A 16,716-nucleotide genomic window follows, 5' to 3' on the forward strand; every position below is an offset into this window, starting at 1 on the left:
ATTACTTTATCAATGAGAAGAACTAAGGTTCGTTACCGGCAGGTGGGGGGCCGAGGTATCAATTGACTGGATCAGGCACTCGAAAAGGGTATTTTCATGAAACAAAACAAATTCCGGATGAAGGTAGATAATTGTACCGATTTTATCTATTGTAGCATAATTGGTTATTATGTTCCTGTCCATGGACTGAAAAGTAATTTCCTAACCGGAAATTCAGTCAAAAAGACTCAGGAAAATACATGGCCGGAGACATTATGAAGAATATAACGTTAGGTTTGGTATTTTGCCTTTTTTTCATTCCATTCTTCTCCGGTGCAGTCGTTTCAGCAGATATCATTGGGGATACCATGGGGATGAGTAGTCTGGATTACCATTTTTATGAGGATATTCGGAGTGCGGATTTAATCGTTCAGGGAATCCTGTTTGATCAAAAATCTATTATAAATAACTCTTCCCCACTACCAATTCAGACAGAAGGAAAAATATATATCAAAAAGATATTGAAACAAAGTAATACTTCCAATATCACAGAAGGAATGACGATCGAAGAATATGTATTTGGGGGAACTGTCGATAATAAAACAACTTGTGCTGGAAATATTTGTCCCATACCTGTGCCTGATGAAACATTTGAAGGGATATATTTCCTAGGAAATTGGGATCCATGGGGAAAAGGGCGATATTATAAATTCAAATCAAGTTCGCGCTCTATTGATGAAATTATACCTGCAATCGCGAATGCCGAAAAGGGGTTACCGATAAAATTATTGGATATGTCAATTGCTGCGCAGGATGAGAGAGAACGGCAAAAAAAAGGAATTGTATCAACAACTGCTGTTCCTGAAATCACCAATATTACTCCAAGTATTGGATCAGGAGGAACAAATACCAAGTTAACAATAAATGGTACAGGTTTTGGAGAAAAACAATCCCCATATTCGAATGCAGATGTAATTTTCTTTTCTGGGCATGATGATAATTATCTTGAATATTATGCTTCCGGAAGGCAGGAACCTAATTATAATCCAAATGAAATTATTAATTGGACAGATACCAGGATTGAGGTGAACGTACCATCAGGTTTATTATTAATAGAGAAAGAATATGTCCCCTTTCCAACTAGTAGCGGTTATATTTATGTAAGAACAGATGAAGAAGAGTCCAGTGAAAAATACCCTTTCTCCGTTCCCTTTTCATTTGGGCGAAGAAAATGGAACTCGAATACTATCTCTTATGTTGTGAATGCTGATAATAATTCAGATTTTCTCAACGCTATTAATGCAGCAGCAGATTCATGGAATGCCATTGCTCCCACCAATTTTTTTTTAACTTTTCCGGAAACTCTTCATTGACCTCATATGGTGAAGATGGAATTAATTTAATATATTTTTTCCCATTTGAAGAAGGGGATGTTTTAGGAACCACATATATACATGATGATCAAATTGACCATCATATCATTGAGGTAGACACAGTGATCAATTCAAGTCTAGATTGGAGCGCTACCTCAACTAATCCTCCTATAAATAATTTACAGGCGTTAATGCTCCATGAATTCGGTCACTGGTTAAACCTCCGGGACCTCTATGGGGATTTGGATACTCCGTATAAAAGTGACATTTCACCGGTACAAAAAGTCATGTTTTATGAAAAAAGAACATCTCTTGGAAACTGGAACCTCGTCACTCTTTCTGATCCCGACAAGGCCGGATTATCCTGGATATATGATCACCCTGCTCCGGTAATAAATGCCATTTACCCGGCAACCGGAGAGAATTCTGCTTCAATTTCGGTAAACATCACCGGATCAAACTACATGAGCATGACAGACTCTGACCTTTCGGTCACCCTTTCAAAATCAGGCCAGTCAAGTATCAATGCAAACTCCGTTCTTCTCATCTCCTCATCCCGGGTTTCCTGTACCCTGCCGATAACCGGTGCAGAACCAGGCCAGTGGGATGTCACTCTTCAACATCATGACGGGAAGACGGTAACTCTCACAAACAGATTTACGATACTTAATCAGCCAGTCGTTACCGGTATCACTCCGAATTCCGGGGAGAACACCGGACCGGTGAACATAACAACCCTATCAGGCAGTAACTTCTCATCAGGTGCAACCGTAGCCCTCACGAAAACCGGACAAACAACGATTAATGCAACAAATGTATCCGTTATCTCATCATCACTCCTCCATCAGAGGTAACCGGAATTACCCCGGCTAGTGGACTAAACAACGGAACCGTGAGCATCACAAGCCTATCCGGAACCCTGTTTGAAAAAGGTGCAACGGTCAGACTGAAAATCCCGAAAACAATCCTCTTTTCCCTTTCCTACCCCACCGGATTCCGGAACCTGTTTTTGATTTATAAATTTATCAATGTTAGAACCGGAGAAGAAAGATGATAATTTGTCCGGATATACTATATCCAGGCAAAAAAGAAAACAAACACCTTGAGTATGTCCGGATAACGAATACAATAAATACAGCAAAATTTACTTCTGATTGATTAAAGGTTAAAGAAATTTGATGATATTAATGCCTGGGTTATCTTATTCATAAATCATATGAAATATACATGTTTCGATTTATCTTCCATTTTTGGGTTGTTTATTGATTTATCAATGAGAAGATACAAGTATGATTACCGGCAGGTGGGGAGCTGGGATATTATTTGACTGGACCAGGCACACGAAAAGGGTATTTTCATGAAACAAAACAAATTCCGGATGAAGGTAAATAATTGTACCGATTTTATCTCTCGTAACATTGTTGGTTATTATGTCTCTCTCCATGGACTGAAAAATAATTTCCTGCCCGGAAGTTCTGTCAGAAAGACCCGGGAAAATACATGTCCGGAGGCATTATGAAGAATATAACGTTAGGTTTACTATTTTTCCTTATTATCATTCTGTTTATCCCCTACATAGAAGCTTCGCAAATTTCTTTTGGAGATAAGATGGGGATGAGTGATTTAGATTACCAATTTTATGAGGATATTCGAAGGGCCGATTTAATCGTTCAGGGAACCTTGTATGATGGAAAATCGCTTATCATTAATGGATCTACTATTCCTGTACAGACTGAAGGTAAGATATATATTAAGGAGATTCTGAAACAGAATAACAATTCCAATATTACAGAGGGAATGATAATTGACGAATATCAATTTGGGGGAACCATTAATAATGAAACAACCTGTTATAATGAAATTTGTCCAAGACCAAAACCCGATGATTCATTTGAAGGTATCTATTTCCTGAATAATTGGGATTTATCTGGAAAAGGAAGATATTATAAGTTCAAAAATAGCATACGTTCTATCGATGAACTTAAAACAGCAATCGATAAAGCTGAAAAGGGGTTACCGATAGAATTAATGGATATGTCATATGCAGCACAATATGAGCGAGAGCAAAAAAAAAAGGAATTTTAACAACAACATCAGTTCCTGAAATCACAATTATTACCCCAAATGAAGGTTCAGCAGGAACAAAGACACAATTAACCATATTAGGGACGAATTTTGGAAATAAAAGTTCAAATTATTCTACAGCAGACATTGCTTTTTATTCTGGATATAATAAGGAGTATCCGGATTATTTTGCTTCCGGAAGACAGAACACAGATTATAATAAAAATGAGATAATTAACTGGACAGACACCCGGATTGAGGTGAATGTACCATTCGGTTATTTAAAAGAAAATTGGGAGGATAAACCTTTTCCAGTTAGTAGTGGATATATCTATGTAAGAACAGATGAAAACCAAATAAGTGAGAAATATCCTTTTACTGTCCCTTTTTCATTTGCACGAGAAAAATGGAACTCAAATAATATCTCTTATTTTGTGAATGCTAATATTAACACTGATTTTCTCAACGCGATAAATGCGGCAGCAGATTCATGGAATGCCGTTGTTCCTTCAAAGTTTCATCTACATTATAATGGAGTTAGTACAAAAACAGAAAAAGAAAATGATGGAGTCAGTCTTATTTATTTTGGTCCTTTAACAGATGGCCAATTTGCCTCATCAGTAACATATCAGGGTACTGATCAACAAATCATAGAAGCTGACATAATAATAAACTCAACTCAGAATTGGAGCGCCACCACTGCAAATGAAACCACAGCAAACTTACAGTCTGTAATGCTCCATGAATTCGGACATTGGTTACATCTCCGGGATCTCTGTGGAAATCTAAATAGTCCTTATCCAAATGATATTCATTCAATAAACAAAGTTATGTATTATTCAAGAGATCCTACTCTTGAAAACTGGAACCTCATCACCCTTTCAGATCCCGACAAGGCCGGACTATCCTGGATATATGATCATCCTGCTCCGGTAATAGACGCCATTTACCCGGCAACCGGAGAGAATTCTGCTTCAATTTCGGTAAACATCACCGGATCAAATTACATGAGCATGACAGACTCGGACCTTACGGTCACCCTTTCAAAATCAGGCCAGTCAAGTATCAATGCAAACTCCGTTCTTCTCATCTCCTCATCCCGGGTCTCCTGTACTCTGCCGATTACCGGTGCAGAACCCGGCCAGTGGAATATTACTCTTCAAAATCATGACGGGAAGACGGTAACTCTCACAAACGGATTTACGATACTTAATCAGCCAGTCGTTACCGGTATCACTCCGAATTCTGGGGAGAACACCGGACCGGTGAACATAACAACCCTATCAGGTAGTAACTTCTCATCAGGTGCAACCGTATCCCTCACGAAAACCGGACAAACAACGATTAATGCAACAAATGTATCCGTTATCTCATCATCACTCATCACCTGCACGCTACCTATCACCGGAGCAGAACCCGGACCCTGGAATGTGACGGTTACTAACACGGACGGTCAGAATGGAACACTCATAAACGGATTTACCATCACCGCTCCTCCACCAGAGGTAACCGGAATAATCCCGAGCTCCGGGGAAAACACCGGCCCAGTACCCATTACAAACCTCTCCGGCAGTAACTTCCTGCCAAATTCAATCGTAGTCCTCACGAAAACCGGACTAACACCAATTAGTGCAACAAATGTATCCGTTATCTCATCATCACTCATCACCTGCACGTTACCTATCACCGGAGCAGAACCCGGAGCATGGAATATAACCGTAACAAATACAGATGGACAGAACGGAACGCTCATAAACGGATTTACCATCACCGCTCCTCCACCGGAGGTAACCGGAATAATCCCGAGTTCCGGGGAAAACACCGGCCCAGTACCCATTACAAACCTCTCCGGGAGATATTTCACATCAGGTGCAACGGTAGCTCTCACGAAACCTGGACAAACAACAATAAACGCAATCGATGTATCGGTTGTATACCCCTCACTCATCACCTGCACCCTGCCGATCACCGGTGCAGAACCCGGATACTGGAATATAACCGTGACAAACCAGGATGGGCAGAACGGAACTCTTACAGATGGATTTTTTATTAATACGCCCAGTCTTCTCACCGTTACCGGAATTACCCCGGCTAGTGGACTAAACACCGGAACGGTGAGCATCACAAGCCTCTCCGGAACCCTGTTTGAAAATGGTGCAGCGGTCAGATTGACAAGACCCGGACAATCCGATATTATTGCAACCTCTGTCCAGGTCCTATCTTCCTCTCAGATAACCTGCCAGCTTCCACTCTCCGGAAAATCGGCAGGCCAGTGGAATGTCATGGTAACTAACCCGGATGGAGGCTCCGGTACACTCACAAACGGATTTACCATCACCGCTCCAAATCCAGGCAACACACCACTCACCATCAATCCGTCATTGATGAATACTTTTGATGGTCAGTACCTCTCTACCCAAGGATACGGATGGTGTGACTTTGGAGGAAAGGATAATTCATACTTTAAGATAACAAAAGGCGGAACCGTGGATAATCCCAAAGAATTCCATCTTCTCAAAAGTTTCACAACAAAGGCACAATTCGGTATTCTCATCCAGGCATCAAATGTCACTATAAACGGAATTGATCTTTCAACCTCACCAAATGCTGACCAGCGACCGGTAAACACCATCACCAATACCTATGCTCCGCTCATTAAGGCAGAAACCGGGGCAGCAGGGATCAAGGTAACGTCCGGGTATAGTAACGTCAAACTGGTAAATGTGAATGTTCAGGCAGAAAATGTACCGGCCCTTCATATAGTCGATTCAAATGTGGAGATCATCGGAACCAATAACCCGAACCCCTGGCTGAAAACCTACACCGGCTGTGGAATAAATGATAACTGGGGGACACAGCTTACCGGTAAACTAAAATCAGGATATGGCCTTGGAATACTTCAACAAGCCCAATCCAGAAGTCCGGTTCTTACCATTACCGGATCAAATGGAAAAGGAGTAAACGTAACCGGACCGTTCAGTGGAATTGAAATGAGTGGCAGCACTGCTTCACTTACCCTGAATGGAAACAGGATTCATATAGATGGTTCCGGGACAGAAAGCGGGACTGGATCAAACAGAAATAGTGGCATTACCGCATGGAGTGGCAGTCATATTGTGGGATCCATGACCGAATCATCGATAACCGGTCAAGAATACGGAGTGTATGGACAGGGAGGAGCAACATGTAGCCTGACATGTCCGGGATGCACCATTGATCCGGTCGTAATAACCAGTATGATTCGCTCATCAGATAGTGAACAGACCCGGCCAATCGGCTCATCAATAACCGGGGGAATTCATGGAATCTACCTTACCGGTACCACTTCCACCTCGGGGACAGGAGAAGTAATAATTGATAACATAACGGTCCAGGGAAAAACAGGATATGGAATTAAATTAGACCAGGCCAGCGGTTATAATGTAACAATAACAAGTCCTGCAGGAATTCTGGGAGGACAGGGAAAAATCGGAACTACAGAAAGCTCAAGTAACCTGATTAATTCAGGCGGGATTACCATCACAACCGGAACACAGGGACCATATCCGGTCATGATATCTCTTGATGGCATATCAGGACCTGATCCATTCAATCTCCGGATAATCAACGAATCCGGAGATATTACCTATGACATTACCAGATGGGACACTATGCCCGAAGGTGTAACTTATAATCCGGATACCCGGGTTCTATCATTCGAATCTCCCAGATTGGAAATGTACACCGCTGAAAAGTACGAATCCGGACAAACCAGAATCAGTGTCACCGGAATAAAGCCCGAAAGTGGCAGGGCCGGAACTACTGTCAGGATTTACAACCTCTCCGGGATATTTGATACCGGGGCAGCCAATAGCCGGGTAACCCTGTCTGGATCGAAAGAAAACCTCTACCTCACTGACCTTCTTGTTGAATCTGAAAACCATATAACAGGAGACCTCACCATCCCGTCACAAACCCGGACCGGCCCCTGGCAGGTAATTGTACAGCAGGATGACAGCACCAGCACTGAAAATGTCACATTCACCGTTTTGCCTGCTGAATATTTTATCAATGCCACTGTTACAACGGGAGGAACAATAGATCCATCCGGAACAGTCCGGACACTGTCCGGATCAAACCAGACATTTGTAATGACGCCCGACTCGCAATATCAAATCTACGACATAATCTCGGACAATTTCAGCCTTGGACCAGTACAAAATTACACATTCGTAAACATAACGGCAAACCATACAATCAATGCTCAATTCAAACCCATTGGCCTCACACCGGTAATATCAGGAGTCTCTCCTGAATCTGCCACTCAGGGAAGTACCATCACCCTGCATATATCAGGTCAGAATTTCTTTGGAGGTGAACAGGTAGATCTCACGAAAAATGGCTCCGTATACCTGACGAAAGTTGCAATCATCAGGAATGATAAGTTGATAGTTCCAAATCTGGATTTGAAAACCGTTACAACCGGAGTGTACAATCTCTCTGTCACGAACCTGACAACCGGTCTTTCCGGGCGTAAAAACGATGCTTTGACAATAATCCCATCTCATCAAAAATTTTACACAATCACCACGATATCGGATAAATACGGGAGAATCATTCCTTCAGGTCCGGTGAAAGCCAGGGCAGGGACCAATAAAGTATTTTTATTCCTGGTGTTGCCGGGTGCTGAAATAGAAAGTATTACCGTGGATGGGACACCGGTGACTCTTGAGAATGGAAACACGTATACATTTTACCATATCATGTCAAATCACGTTTTAAAACTGAATACAAAATATATCCTGGAGAAAGTTTCTGCTCACTTTACCACAGACAAAGAATCCGGCTCTGTCCCTTTTACTATTCATTTCACCGATACATCAACAGGATCACCCACAAAATGGCTTTGGTTTTTTGGTGATGGAAAAATTTCAACTCTACAAAATCCCATCCATACCTATGTTCGTCCGGGAAAATACACCGTAAGACTCATTGTGCAAAATCAATACTCCACTGATATGATTATTAAGAAGAATATTATCCATTCTACCGGAAATCGGAACCCATCTACAATTCAAAAAACAGATGAAGATCTTTCTTTTGAATTATATCCGATATTAAATCGAATAAATTTCACTAATCCCTGGAAATAATTACTTTTTTGAGACAATTTTTTTCTCGCAAATTTTATTATCCAATTCAAACCTCCTTAACAAATGGAATATCATATGTTTTTATTCAAGTAACAATGAACACTTGCGTAATCACCGATACCATAGCTTTTTAGCACTGGCATACCTCTGAATTAGGATATTTGAATTATATGGGTGATGATTCGGACTGTAAAGAATTCATATTCAATTTAGGTGTAAATGAGTTTTTCCGGACTATTCTAATGAGATAATCTGTTCTTGTTATCACCTTAAAAAACTGGTCCTCTATTTTTTGATAGATCACTTAAAAAAATTCATTCCGGCGCCAATTGAGCATGCATGCATCCAATATTTAAAAAAATTTAAGAAATTTATTAACTAATCACAGTCCGCATTTACGTGGGTTGGTTGTTTCTCACCAATGCACTTAAAACAGGGGATCCGGATTACTACCTTATCTTGTATCAACTCAGTATTGAGTAATAATGGTGACCCCATGAGAAAATGAATAATATGGTTTAATCATCGAAAGAAGGTCAATTAGGTGAGATTTATCAAAAGGGTAATTCTATGGTAAAAATTGTCGATATTTTCATGAATTAAGTGAAAATTGGACGTATTCAGAAACCTATTCGTATGGTTTTATAGGTCTGGCTAAGTGATATGGTAATATGTCCGGATTTCAATGAATTATTACTATCAGGAAGCTCACCTGTATCAAAGAACGCAGTCCTTACAGTCCTGCTTTCCACAGGGAATATTATCAATCTTCCATTTCAGTGCCCAGGTTTTTATTGTCCGAATAATCTCAATCAGGTCAAGACCACTTTCTGTCAGGGTATATTCACATTTTACCGGAAATGAAGAGGTATCAATCGTTTTGGAGACAATTTTTTCGTCTTCCAATTCCTTAAGCCGCTCAGAAAGGATCTTCGGGGTGATACCTTCAAGACTATCTTTTAATTCAGAGAACCTGCGGGTATAATTTTCTCCCTTGTATAACTCAAGGATTATCAGGAGAGTCCATTTCTTCGCCAGGTATTGAACTGTCAGGTTGACGGTACAGTTAGCTTGCACAGTATACTTTCTGATACTCACAACTATTAATAACTTGATATACATAGGATATCGTGTATACTTTCTATATTCGAGGATGATGACCATGTTCTGTTATCAATGTGAAGAAACAGCCCGGGGAACCGGTTGCACGGTAAAAGGTGTCTGCGGGAAAGAGGATCATACCGCAGGAGTACAGGATGTTCTTCTCTATATCTGCAAAGGAATCTCAATCCGAAATTTAGCCGCTATGGAAAAAGGAGCCGGAAACAAAGACGCCGGGGCACTCATCACAGATGCCCTGTTTGCCACCCTGACCAATACTAACTTTGATGACAAGCGGCTCAGGGAGATGATCAACCAGGCGATTGCAATAAGGGACTCTCTCCCGAAGTCCGGAGATAATGAGCCTGATGCATGCACCTGGACGCCAAAAAGCGATGCTGATATCGAAGCGAAGGCAAAGGAGATTGCAGACCTTGCAAATGTGAACGATGATGTTCATTCCCTTCGGGCTATGCTGGTCTTTGGCCTGAAAGGACTTGCAGCCTACTACCATCATGCTGAGACCCTTGGCTATACTGATGAAGAAATTGTAATATTCATGCAGAAGGGGCTTGCTTCCACCATCCAGGACCTTCCGGCTGATAAAATGACCGCCCTGGTCCTTGAATGCGGGTCGGTCGGGGTGAAAGTTCTTGCCCTGCTTGATTCTGCAAACACAAAGACGTATGGAAGTCCGGAGATAACCTCAGTAAAAACAACCGTGGGAACAAACCCTGGTATTCTTATCACCGGTCATGACCTTCGGGACCTTGATCAGCTCCTGGAGCAGTCAAAGGATAGTGGTGTTGATATCTACACTCATGGAGAGATGCTCCCGGCAAATGCCTACCCGGAACTGAAGAAATACTCTCACCTTGTCGGGAATTATGGTTCATCCTGGTGGCATCAGAAAGAGGACTTCGAGAAGTTCAATGGCCCGATAGTAGTGACAACAAATTGTATCGTCCCGCCAAAGGACTCGTACAAAGACAAGATCTACACCACCGGACCTGCAGGGTATCCGGGAGTAAAGCACATTGCAAAATCGGCGAACGGAACAAAAGACTTCTCAAAGGTCATCGAACATGCAAAAACCTGCCCGCCACCGCTCGACCCCGGAACCAACGGTCGTGATCTGATAACCGGCTGTGCTCATGATGCAGTACTCGCGATTGCCGGCACAGTCATCGAAGCGGTCAAAAAAGGAGATATCAGGCGGTTCATCGTGATGGCCGGATGTGACGGTCGCCGTGGCGAACGGAAATATTATACAGAATTTGCAAAGGCTCTTCCAAAAGACACCGTAATCCTCACCGCCGGATGTGCCAAGTACCGGTATAATTACCTGGACCTTGGAACCATCGGAGGAATCCCCCGGGTGATTGATGCCGGACAGTGTAATGACTGTTATTCGCTGGTTGTCATCGCACAGGCTCTTGCAGAAGCATTCGGTGTTGGAATCAACGAACTGCCGGTTTCGTACAACATCGCCTGGTATGAACAGAAGGCAGTACTGGTCCTGCTTGCCCTCCTTTCACTCGGTGTTAAAAACATCACCCTTGGCCCGAAACTTCCCGGGTTTGTCTCTCCGGGAGTGCTGAAGGTTCTGGTCGATACCTTTAACATCGGAAACATCAGCACGGTTGAAGAAGACATTGAGCGGATGGTTCCCGCCTGAATACTTTATACAGCCATAACATAGCCTCTCCTCGTATGGTGATACAAATGGAATTCAATGCCGAAACACTTAAAAAAACTGAAAACCCCGGGAAAAAGCGGGATGAACTCAGGGCGAAAGTCATCAGTCTTAAAGATCTGGTAGATTACCAGGACGGTACGGTTGCGAGCCGGATGATTGTCAATACGAAAGCTGGTTCACTCACGCTCTTCTCCTTTGACGAGGACGAAGGACTTTCTGAGCACACCGCTCCTTTTGATGCGGTAGTGACCATCCTTGACGGGGAATGTGAGGTCTGGATTTCAGGAGTAACACACCAGATGAAAGAAGGAGACACCATTATCTTTCCGGCAGGAGTTCCCCATGCTCTGAGTGCTGTTACCCGGTTTAAGATGTCCCTGACGATGATCCGGGAGAAAGAGTCATGAGCGATGAGAAGGACGGGGTCTACTGCAAGGTCTGCGGGGGTATCATCCCGCAGGATACAAAGATTGGTTGTATTGAGGTCAATGGAAAGCCTACCGGGATTAATCAGCTTGATTTTATCCTGGATGAGGTCAGAGCCCTCCACCTGCATAGTGACCGGGATATTAAATCTGAACTCTTAACACGGGCGAAGGTTCTCAATTATATCCCCACAAAGATGACAGATATGTATACTGATGCCCTGTTTTGTGTCTATAATGAACGGTATAAACAGAAGGAATGATATAAATGGACTCATATGAATGCACAATCTGCGGATATGTATATGATCCGGCAAAGGGTGACGAAAAGGCCGGCATTCCTCCCGGAACCTCATTCGATGACCTTCCGGACGACTGGCTCTGCCCGTTATGTCAGGAAGGAAAGGAAGTGTTTGAGATCGTCTCCTGACCATACTCTCTTTTTTGATCTTGAAAAGTTTGGGGGATCACCATGATTCATGCAATTATGAGGGATATGATCCGATATTTTGAGGGTGATGTGAAACGGATCAATCATGCTCTCAAGGTCTTCTGTTTTGCCTCGCTTATCTCGAAAGAGTCAGGAACTGATGAGCGGGAAGACCTGATCGTTGGTATTACTGCACTCCTGCATGATATTGGAATAAAAGAGGCTGAACGAAAGTTTCAGTCTTCATCCGGAAAATACCAGGAACAGGAAGGCCCGTTGGTTGCCAGGGAAATTTTAGTTAGGTATGACCTGGATGATACGATTATTGACCGGGTCTGTTTCATAATCGGCAATCATCATTCCTATTCAAAAATTGATGGCAATGACTTTCAGATCCTGGTGGAAGCAGATTTTCTTGTGAATATCTTTGAAGATTTGGTCCGGGATGACTCGGTCAGGAATATCAGGGATAAGATATTCAGAACCGAATCCGGAATCCGGTTACTGGAAGGGATGTACCCGTTAAAATCCCCCTGATTTATTATCCTCTTTTCTCAATAATCTGTCCGGTTTCAGGGTATAAAACGGGGCAGGATTTTTGTATGTCTCCGCATTTTATCCGCAGAAAAATACCGATAACCATTATTACACGAATTTTTCCGTTTCCTTCTCTGCCGTGCTATACTGTCTCTATGCTCAATCCAACGATGTATCTAAATAGTATTGTATTAGTACAATATTGTATGAGCTCGATCTCGAACATGGAGACGGCCCTCCTGGGGCTTCTCTCTGAAAGACCGATGTATCCGTATGAGATTGAAAAGAATGTATGGGAACATGACATGCGGTACTGGACCGAGATCTCACTCTCATCTATCTACAAAGTTCTGGAAAAACTTGAAAAGAAACTCCTCGTAGACGTGAACCTGACCGTCACTGATACCAACAAGGTCAAGAAGATCTATTCCATCACCGAAAAAGGAAAAAAGGAACTCAAAGAGAGGATCGTTGAGATCATGTCTGAACTGGAGGTCAGTATTCACCAGATTGATCTGGCTCTTGCAAATCTCAGCATTCTGACGACGGAAGAGGTGAACGAAGTCCTGGGCAAATATCTGAAGTCAATTGATGAACGTATTACCTGCTACAAGGAATTGGAGAAGTATCTTCTTGAACACGAATGTGCGGTAGGAAATCTTGCCCTGTCAAAGAGGAGGCAGTTTCTCATGAAGGCAGAACGGGAATGGGTTATCAGTTTTCTTGATGAGTTCAATACAGAGAGCGGAGAGGAATCAAATGAGTGAGGACATAAAGCTCTCCGGTGTCAGGGTTCACAACCTGAAAAATATCTCGGTCTCTATCCCGAAGAACCAGATTGTGGTCTTTACCGGAGTATCCGGAAGCGGGAAATCCTCTCTCGTGTTCGATACCATCGGCCTTGAGGCACGGCGGCAGCTTATTGAGACCTTCAGCACTTTTGAACGCTCTATGCTCCCGAAGATAACCCGGCCGGACGTGGATGAGATTGTAAATCTCTCGCCGGTCATCGTCATCGATCAGAAGAGACCAGGCCAGACAATCCGGTCCACGGTCGGAACCATGACCGAACTCTACACCTACCTTCGTCTCCTCTATTCCCGGTGCGGAGAGCCGTTCATCGGAGGATCAAACCTCTTTTCGTTCAACAATGCAGAAGGAATGTGCCCTGAATGCAGTGGTCTTGGACAATTGATGGTCATCGATGAGAATAAGGTGTTTGATTTTTCAAAAAGCGTTGCAGGGGGAGCCATTCTGCATCCCCAGTACAAAAAGGGTGGGTACTACTGGTCGTCGCTGATGAAATCAGAACTCTTTGATCCTCATTGTCCAGTGGGAGAACTCTCCGAGAAGGGACGATATAATCTGATGCATCATCCCCAGACGACTATCCTGGGTGAACGGTTTGGGGAGAAGTACCAGGCACAATATGAAGGAGTACTGAGCAGACTGAAAAAGACCTATATCAACAAAGAAGAGAATTCTGATGCATATACCCAGTTCTTCAGGTATGAGATCTGTCCCTCCTGTCATGGTTCACGGCTGAATGAGCAGGCACGTTCGGTCAGAGTTGCTGGAAGAACAATCCCTGAACTGATTTACCTGGAGATGCCTGATCTCCTCTCCTGGCTTGATACCCTTGATCACCCGCATGCAGTTCCGATTGCCCGAAAGATGGGACTCATCATCCAGTATCTTATCGATATCGGCGTCGGATACCTTACTCTTCACCGACCGGTGGCAACCCTCTCCGGTGGTGAGGCACAGCGGGTCAAGATTGCCAAACAACTTGACTGTACATTGGTAAATCTCGTCTATATCCTTGATGAACCAAGCATCGGACTTCATCCCCGTGATATCCGGAACCTGACCCGGATACTGACCGAACTTCGGGACCGGAAGAATACCATCCTTGTCGTGGAGCATGACCCTGAAGTTATTCTCTCATCTGACCACCTGGTCGATATCGGGCCAGGAGCAGGAATCCACGGGGGTCAGATAACATATAGCGGCCCGGTTAGCGGGATTCATACTTCAGGAACCAAGACGGCAGATTACCTGAACCGTCGGGCGGAAATGGCACCCGTAAGAAGGCAGCCAAATGGTGAATTCAGAATTGAGAATGCTATCCTTCATAACCTGAAAACCGTCTCGGTCTCTATCCCGAAAGGAGTCCTGGTCTGTGTGACCGGAGTTGCCGGGAGTGGGAAAAGTTCCCTCATTCACGGAGTATTCTGCAAAGAACACCCTGATGCAGTCGTCATTGATCAGTCAGCAGTCGGACGGAGTTCACGGTCTAATCCGGTGACATACCTGGGAATCTTTGACCAGATAAGGAAAGAGTTTGCCCGGGCAACCGGCACCGAACCATCTCTCTTCAGCTTCAATTCGAAAGGTGCCTGTCCGAAATGCAAGGGGCTTGGAATCCTGAAGATGGACATGCATTTCCTTGATGATGTCGTGATGGTCTGTGATGAATGTAGCGGCCTTCGGTACCGTCCGGATGTGCTTGCTCTCCGGTATAAGGGAAAAACGATTTCCGAAATACTAAATGAAACCGTTGGTGAAGCGATTGATTTCTTTGAGACTCCGGAGATCAGGAGAAAACTTTCAGTCCTCAAATCGGTCGGTCTTGATTACCTCCGGCTGGGCCAGTCGCTCAGTTCACTCTCCGGAGGCGAAGCACAGCGGTTAAAACTTGCAACCGAGCTTCATAAGAAGGGGAATATCTACGTGATGGATGAACCGACAACCGGGCTTCATATGGCTGATACCGAGCGGCTGCTTGGAATCATCCATGGTCTTGTGGACACCGGGAATTCGGTCATCGTGATAGAACATAACCTGGACGTTATCTGCCAGGCAGATTATATCATTGATATGGGTCCGGAAGGGGGAAGCAGCGGAGGGGAGGTAGTGGCTAGCGGCACTCCGGAGGAGATCATGGCGAATACAGAATCAGTAACCGGCCGGTTCCTGAGCGAGATATTTGGCACGAATCAGGTGCAGAATTGCAGGGTTAAGGTGACGTATGAGTAATTCAGTAATACTGGATGTATCCAATTTTTCATATGCGTATGGTGATGTACAGGCGGTAAATAATGTCTCATTCACGGTAAAGAGAGGGGAATTCTTCTCTTTTCTCGGGCCAAACGGTGCCGGAAAGACGACGGTGATAAATACCCTTATCACACTTCTTCCGATGCAAAAAGGAACGGTCACCGTTGCAGGATATGATCTCCGAACTGACCGGGTCAAAGTCAGGGAGTCTATCGGGATTGTATTCCAGCAGATAACGCTTGACAAGGACATGACGGTCAGGGAAACACTTGACTTTCACGGGGATATCTACCAGATGAACCGGGATAATAAGATGAAGCGGATTTCAGAGCTTCTGGCCCTGGTGGAGCTTGAGGAGAAGGCCGATGCACTTGTCAGCACCCTGTCCGGCGGAATGAAACGCAGACTTGAGATCGCCCGTGGTCTGATGACACGGCCGCAGATTCTCTTTCTTGATGAACCGACCATCGGACTTGATCCTCAGACGAGACAGAAGACCTGGGAGTATCTCAGAATGGTAAACCAGGAAGGAACCACCATTTTCATGACGACCCATTACATGGATGAGGCAGATATCCTCTCCGATTCGATTGCACTCATCGATCATGGAGAGATCATAAAGAGGGGGACCCCGGATGAACTCAAATCCGGCCTTGGAAAAGATATCATCTATCTTGAAACCAGTGATAACAACTCCGTATCTACCCGGATTCGTGAGATCCCCGGGATAACTGGGATTCAGCCCTGTGACGGGAAGCTGCTCATCTTCTCCGGAAACGACGGGGCATTGGTGCTTCCCGGTATCATCAGGGCTGCGGATGAACAGGGTATCACCGTGAGGTCGGTCAGTCTGAAAAAACCTACGATGGATGATGTCTTCATGCACTACACCGGAACGGAGATCCGGGACTAAAGG

The 16,716-nt window shown here is 43.9% G+C and carries 15 protein-coding genes; 13 read left to right on the plus strand and 2 right to left on the minus strand.

Annotated elements, in window-relative coordinates; all coding sequences use genetic code 11:
* Positions 1 to 9: 9 nt before the first annotated feature.
* Positions 10 to 183 carry a hypothetical protein gene (locus DLD82_RS18605; RefSeq protein WP_181391381.1) on the minus strand — a complete coding sequence of 58 codons (174 nt, stop codon included), beginning with the start codon at positions 181 to 183 and terminating at the stop codon, positions 10 to 12.
* A 317-nt stretch (positions 184 to 500) separates the two neighbouring features.
* Between DLD82_RS18605 and DLD82_RS18250 the strand changes: the two genes are divergently transcribed.
* The 5 genes from DLD82_RS18250 (at position 501) to DLD82_RS10945 (ending at position 8,548) form a co-directional block, all read left to right on the plus strand.
* The gene (locus DLD82_RS18250) at positions 501 to 1,352 is read left to right on the plus strand and encodes an IPT/TIG domain-containing protein (protein WP_146199761.1); all 852 of its coding nucleotides are present in this window, start codon (positions 501 to 503) and stop codon (positions 1,350 to 1,352) included.
* A gap of 191 nt (positions 1,353 to 1,543) precedes the next feature.
* A complete protein-coding gene (locus tag DLD82_RS10935; RefSeq protein WP_181391382.1) occupies positions 1,544 to 2,206 on the plus strand; it encodes an IPT/TIG domain-containing protein in 663 nt (220 codons plus the stop codon).
* A 503-nt stretch (positions 2,207 to 2,709) separates the two neighbouring features.
* On the plus strand, positions 2,710 to 2,871 hold the full coding sequence (locus tag DLD82_RS18610) for a hypothetical protein (protein WP_181391383.1): 162 nt from the start codon (positions 2,710 to 2,712) through the stop codon (positions 2,869 to 2,871).
* On the plus strand, positions 2,868 to 3,437 hold the full coding sequence (locus DLD82_RS10940; protein ID WP_109941164.1) for a hypothetical protein: 570 nt from the start codon (positions 2,868 to 2,870) through the stop codon (positions 3,435 to 3,437). The genes DLD82_RS18610 and DLD82_RS10940 overlap by 4 nt, the downstream gene beginning before the upstream one ends.
* Positions 3,438 to 3,850: 413 nt before the next feature.
* Positions 3,851 to 8,548, plus strand: a complete 4,698-nt coding sequence (locus DLD82_RS10945) for a PKD domain-containing protein (protein WP_146199763.1) — start codon at positions 3,851 to 3,853, stop codon at positions 8,546 to 8,548.
* A gap of 717 nt (positions 8,549 to 9,265) precedes the next feature.
* Here DLD82_RS10945 and DLD82_RS10950 read toward each other — a convergent pair.
* The gene (locus tag DLD82_RS10950; protein ID WP_109941187.1) at positions 9,266 to 9,625 is read right to left on the minus strand and encodes a winged helix-turn-helix transcriptional regulator; all 360 of its coding nucleotides are present in this window, start codon (positions 9,623 to 9,625) and stop codon (positions 9,266 to 9,268) included.
* Positions 9,626 to 9,710: 85 nt separating this feature from the next.
* Between DLD82_RS10950 and hcp the strand changes: the two genes are divergently transcribed.
* The 8 genes from hcp to DLD82_RS10990 all read left to right on the plus strand — a co-directional run bounded on the left by hcp (position 9,711) and on the right by DLD82_RS10990 (position 16,713).
* Positions 9,711 to 11,327, plus strand: a complete 1,617-nt coding sequence (gene hcp / locus DLD82_RS10955; RefSeq protein WP_109941166.1) for a hydroxylamine reductase — start codon at positions 9,711 to 9,713, stop codon at positions 11,325 to 11,327.
* Positions 11,328 to 11,374: 47 nt separating this feature from the next.
* Positions 11,375 to 11,755 carry a cupin domain-containing protein gene (locus DLD82_RS10960; RefSeq protein WP_109941188.1) on the plus strand — a complete coding sequence of 127 codons (381 nt, stop codon included), beginning with the start codon at positions 11,375 to 11,377 and terminating at the stop codon, positions 11,753 to 11,755.
* On the plus strand, positions 11,752 to 12,036 hold the full coding sequence (locus DLD82_RS10965) for an aldolase (protein ID WP_109941167.1): 285 nt from the start codon (positions 11,752 to 11,754) through the stop codon (positions 12,034 to 12,036). The genes DLD82_RS10960 and DLD82_RS10965 overlap by 4 nt, the downstream gene beginning before the upstream one ends.
* A 5-nt stretch (positions 12,037 to 12,041) precedes the next feature.
* Positions 12,042 to 12,203, plus strand: coding sequence for a rubredoxin (locus DLD82_RS10970; protein ID WP_109941168.1), 162 nt, complete (start codon positions 12,042 to 12,044; stop codon positions 12,201 to 12,203).
* 42 nt (positions 12,204 to 12,245) lie between these two features.
* A complete protein-coding gene (locus DLD82_RS10975; protein WP_109941169.1) occupies positions 12,246 to 12,740 on the plus strand; it encodes an HD domain-containing protein in 495 nt (164 codons plus the stop codon).
* 224 nt (positions 12,741 to 12,964) lie between these two features.
* Entirely contained in the window at positions 12,965 to 13,507 is a 543-nt protein-coding gene (locus DLD82_RS10980; RefSeq protein ID WP_219968359.1) for a PadR family transcriptional regulator, read from the plus strand.
* Positions 13,500 to 15,779 (plus strand): ATP-binding cassette domain-containing protein, encoded by a 2,280-nt coding sequence (locus DLD82_RS10985; RefSeq protein WP_109941171.1) that lies wholly within the window; start codon positions 13,500 to 13,502, stop codon positions 15,777 to 15,779. The genes DLD82_RS10980 and DLD82_RS10985 overlap by 8 nt, the downstream gene beginning before the upstream one ends.
* The gene (locus tag DLD82_RS10990; RefSeq protein ID WP_109941172.1) at positions 15,772 to 16,713 is read left to right on the plus strand and encodes an ATP-binding cassette domain-containing protein; all 942 of its coding nucleotides are present in this window, start codon (positions 15,772 to 15,774) and stop codon (positions 16,711 to 16,713) included. The genes DLD82_RS10985 and DLD82_RS10990 overlap by 8 nt, the downstream gene beginning before the upstream one ends.
* Positions 16,714 to 16,716 lie beyond the last annotated feature (3 nt).

The organism is Methanospirillum stamsii (assembly GCF_003173335.1).
Classification (GTDB): Archaea; Halobacteriota; Methanomicrobia; order Methanomicrobiales; family Methanospirillaceae; genus Methanospirillum; species Methanospirillum stamsii.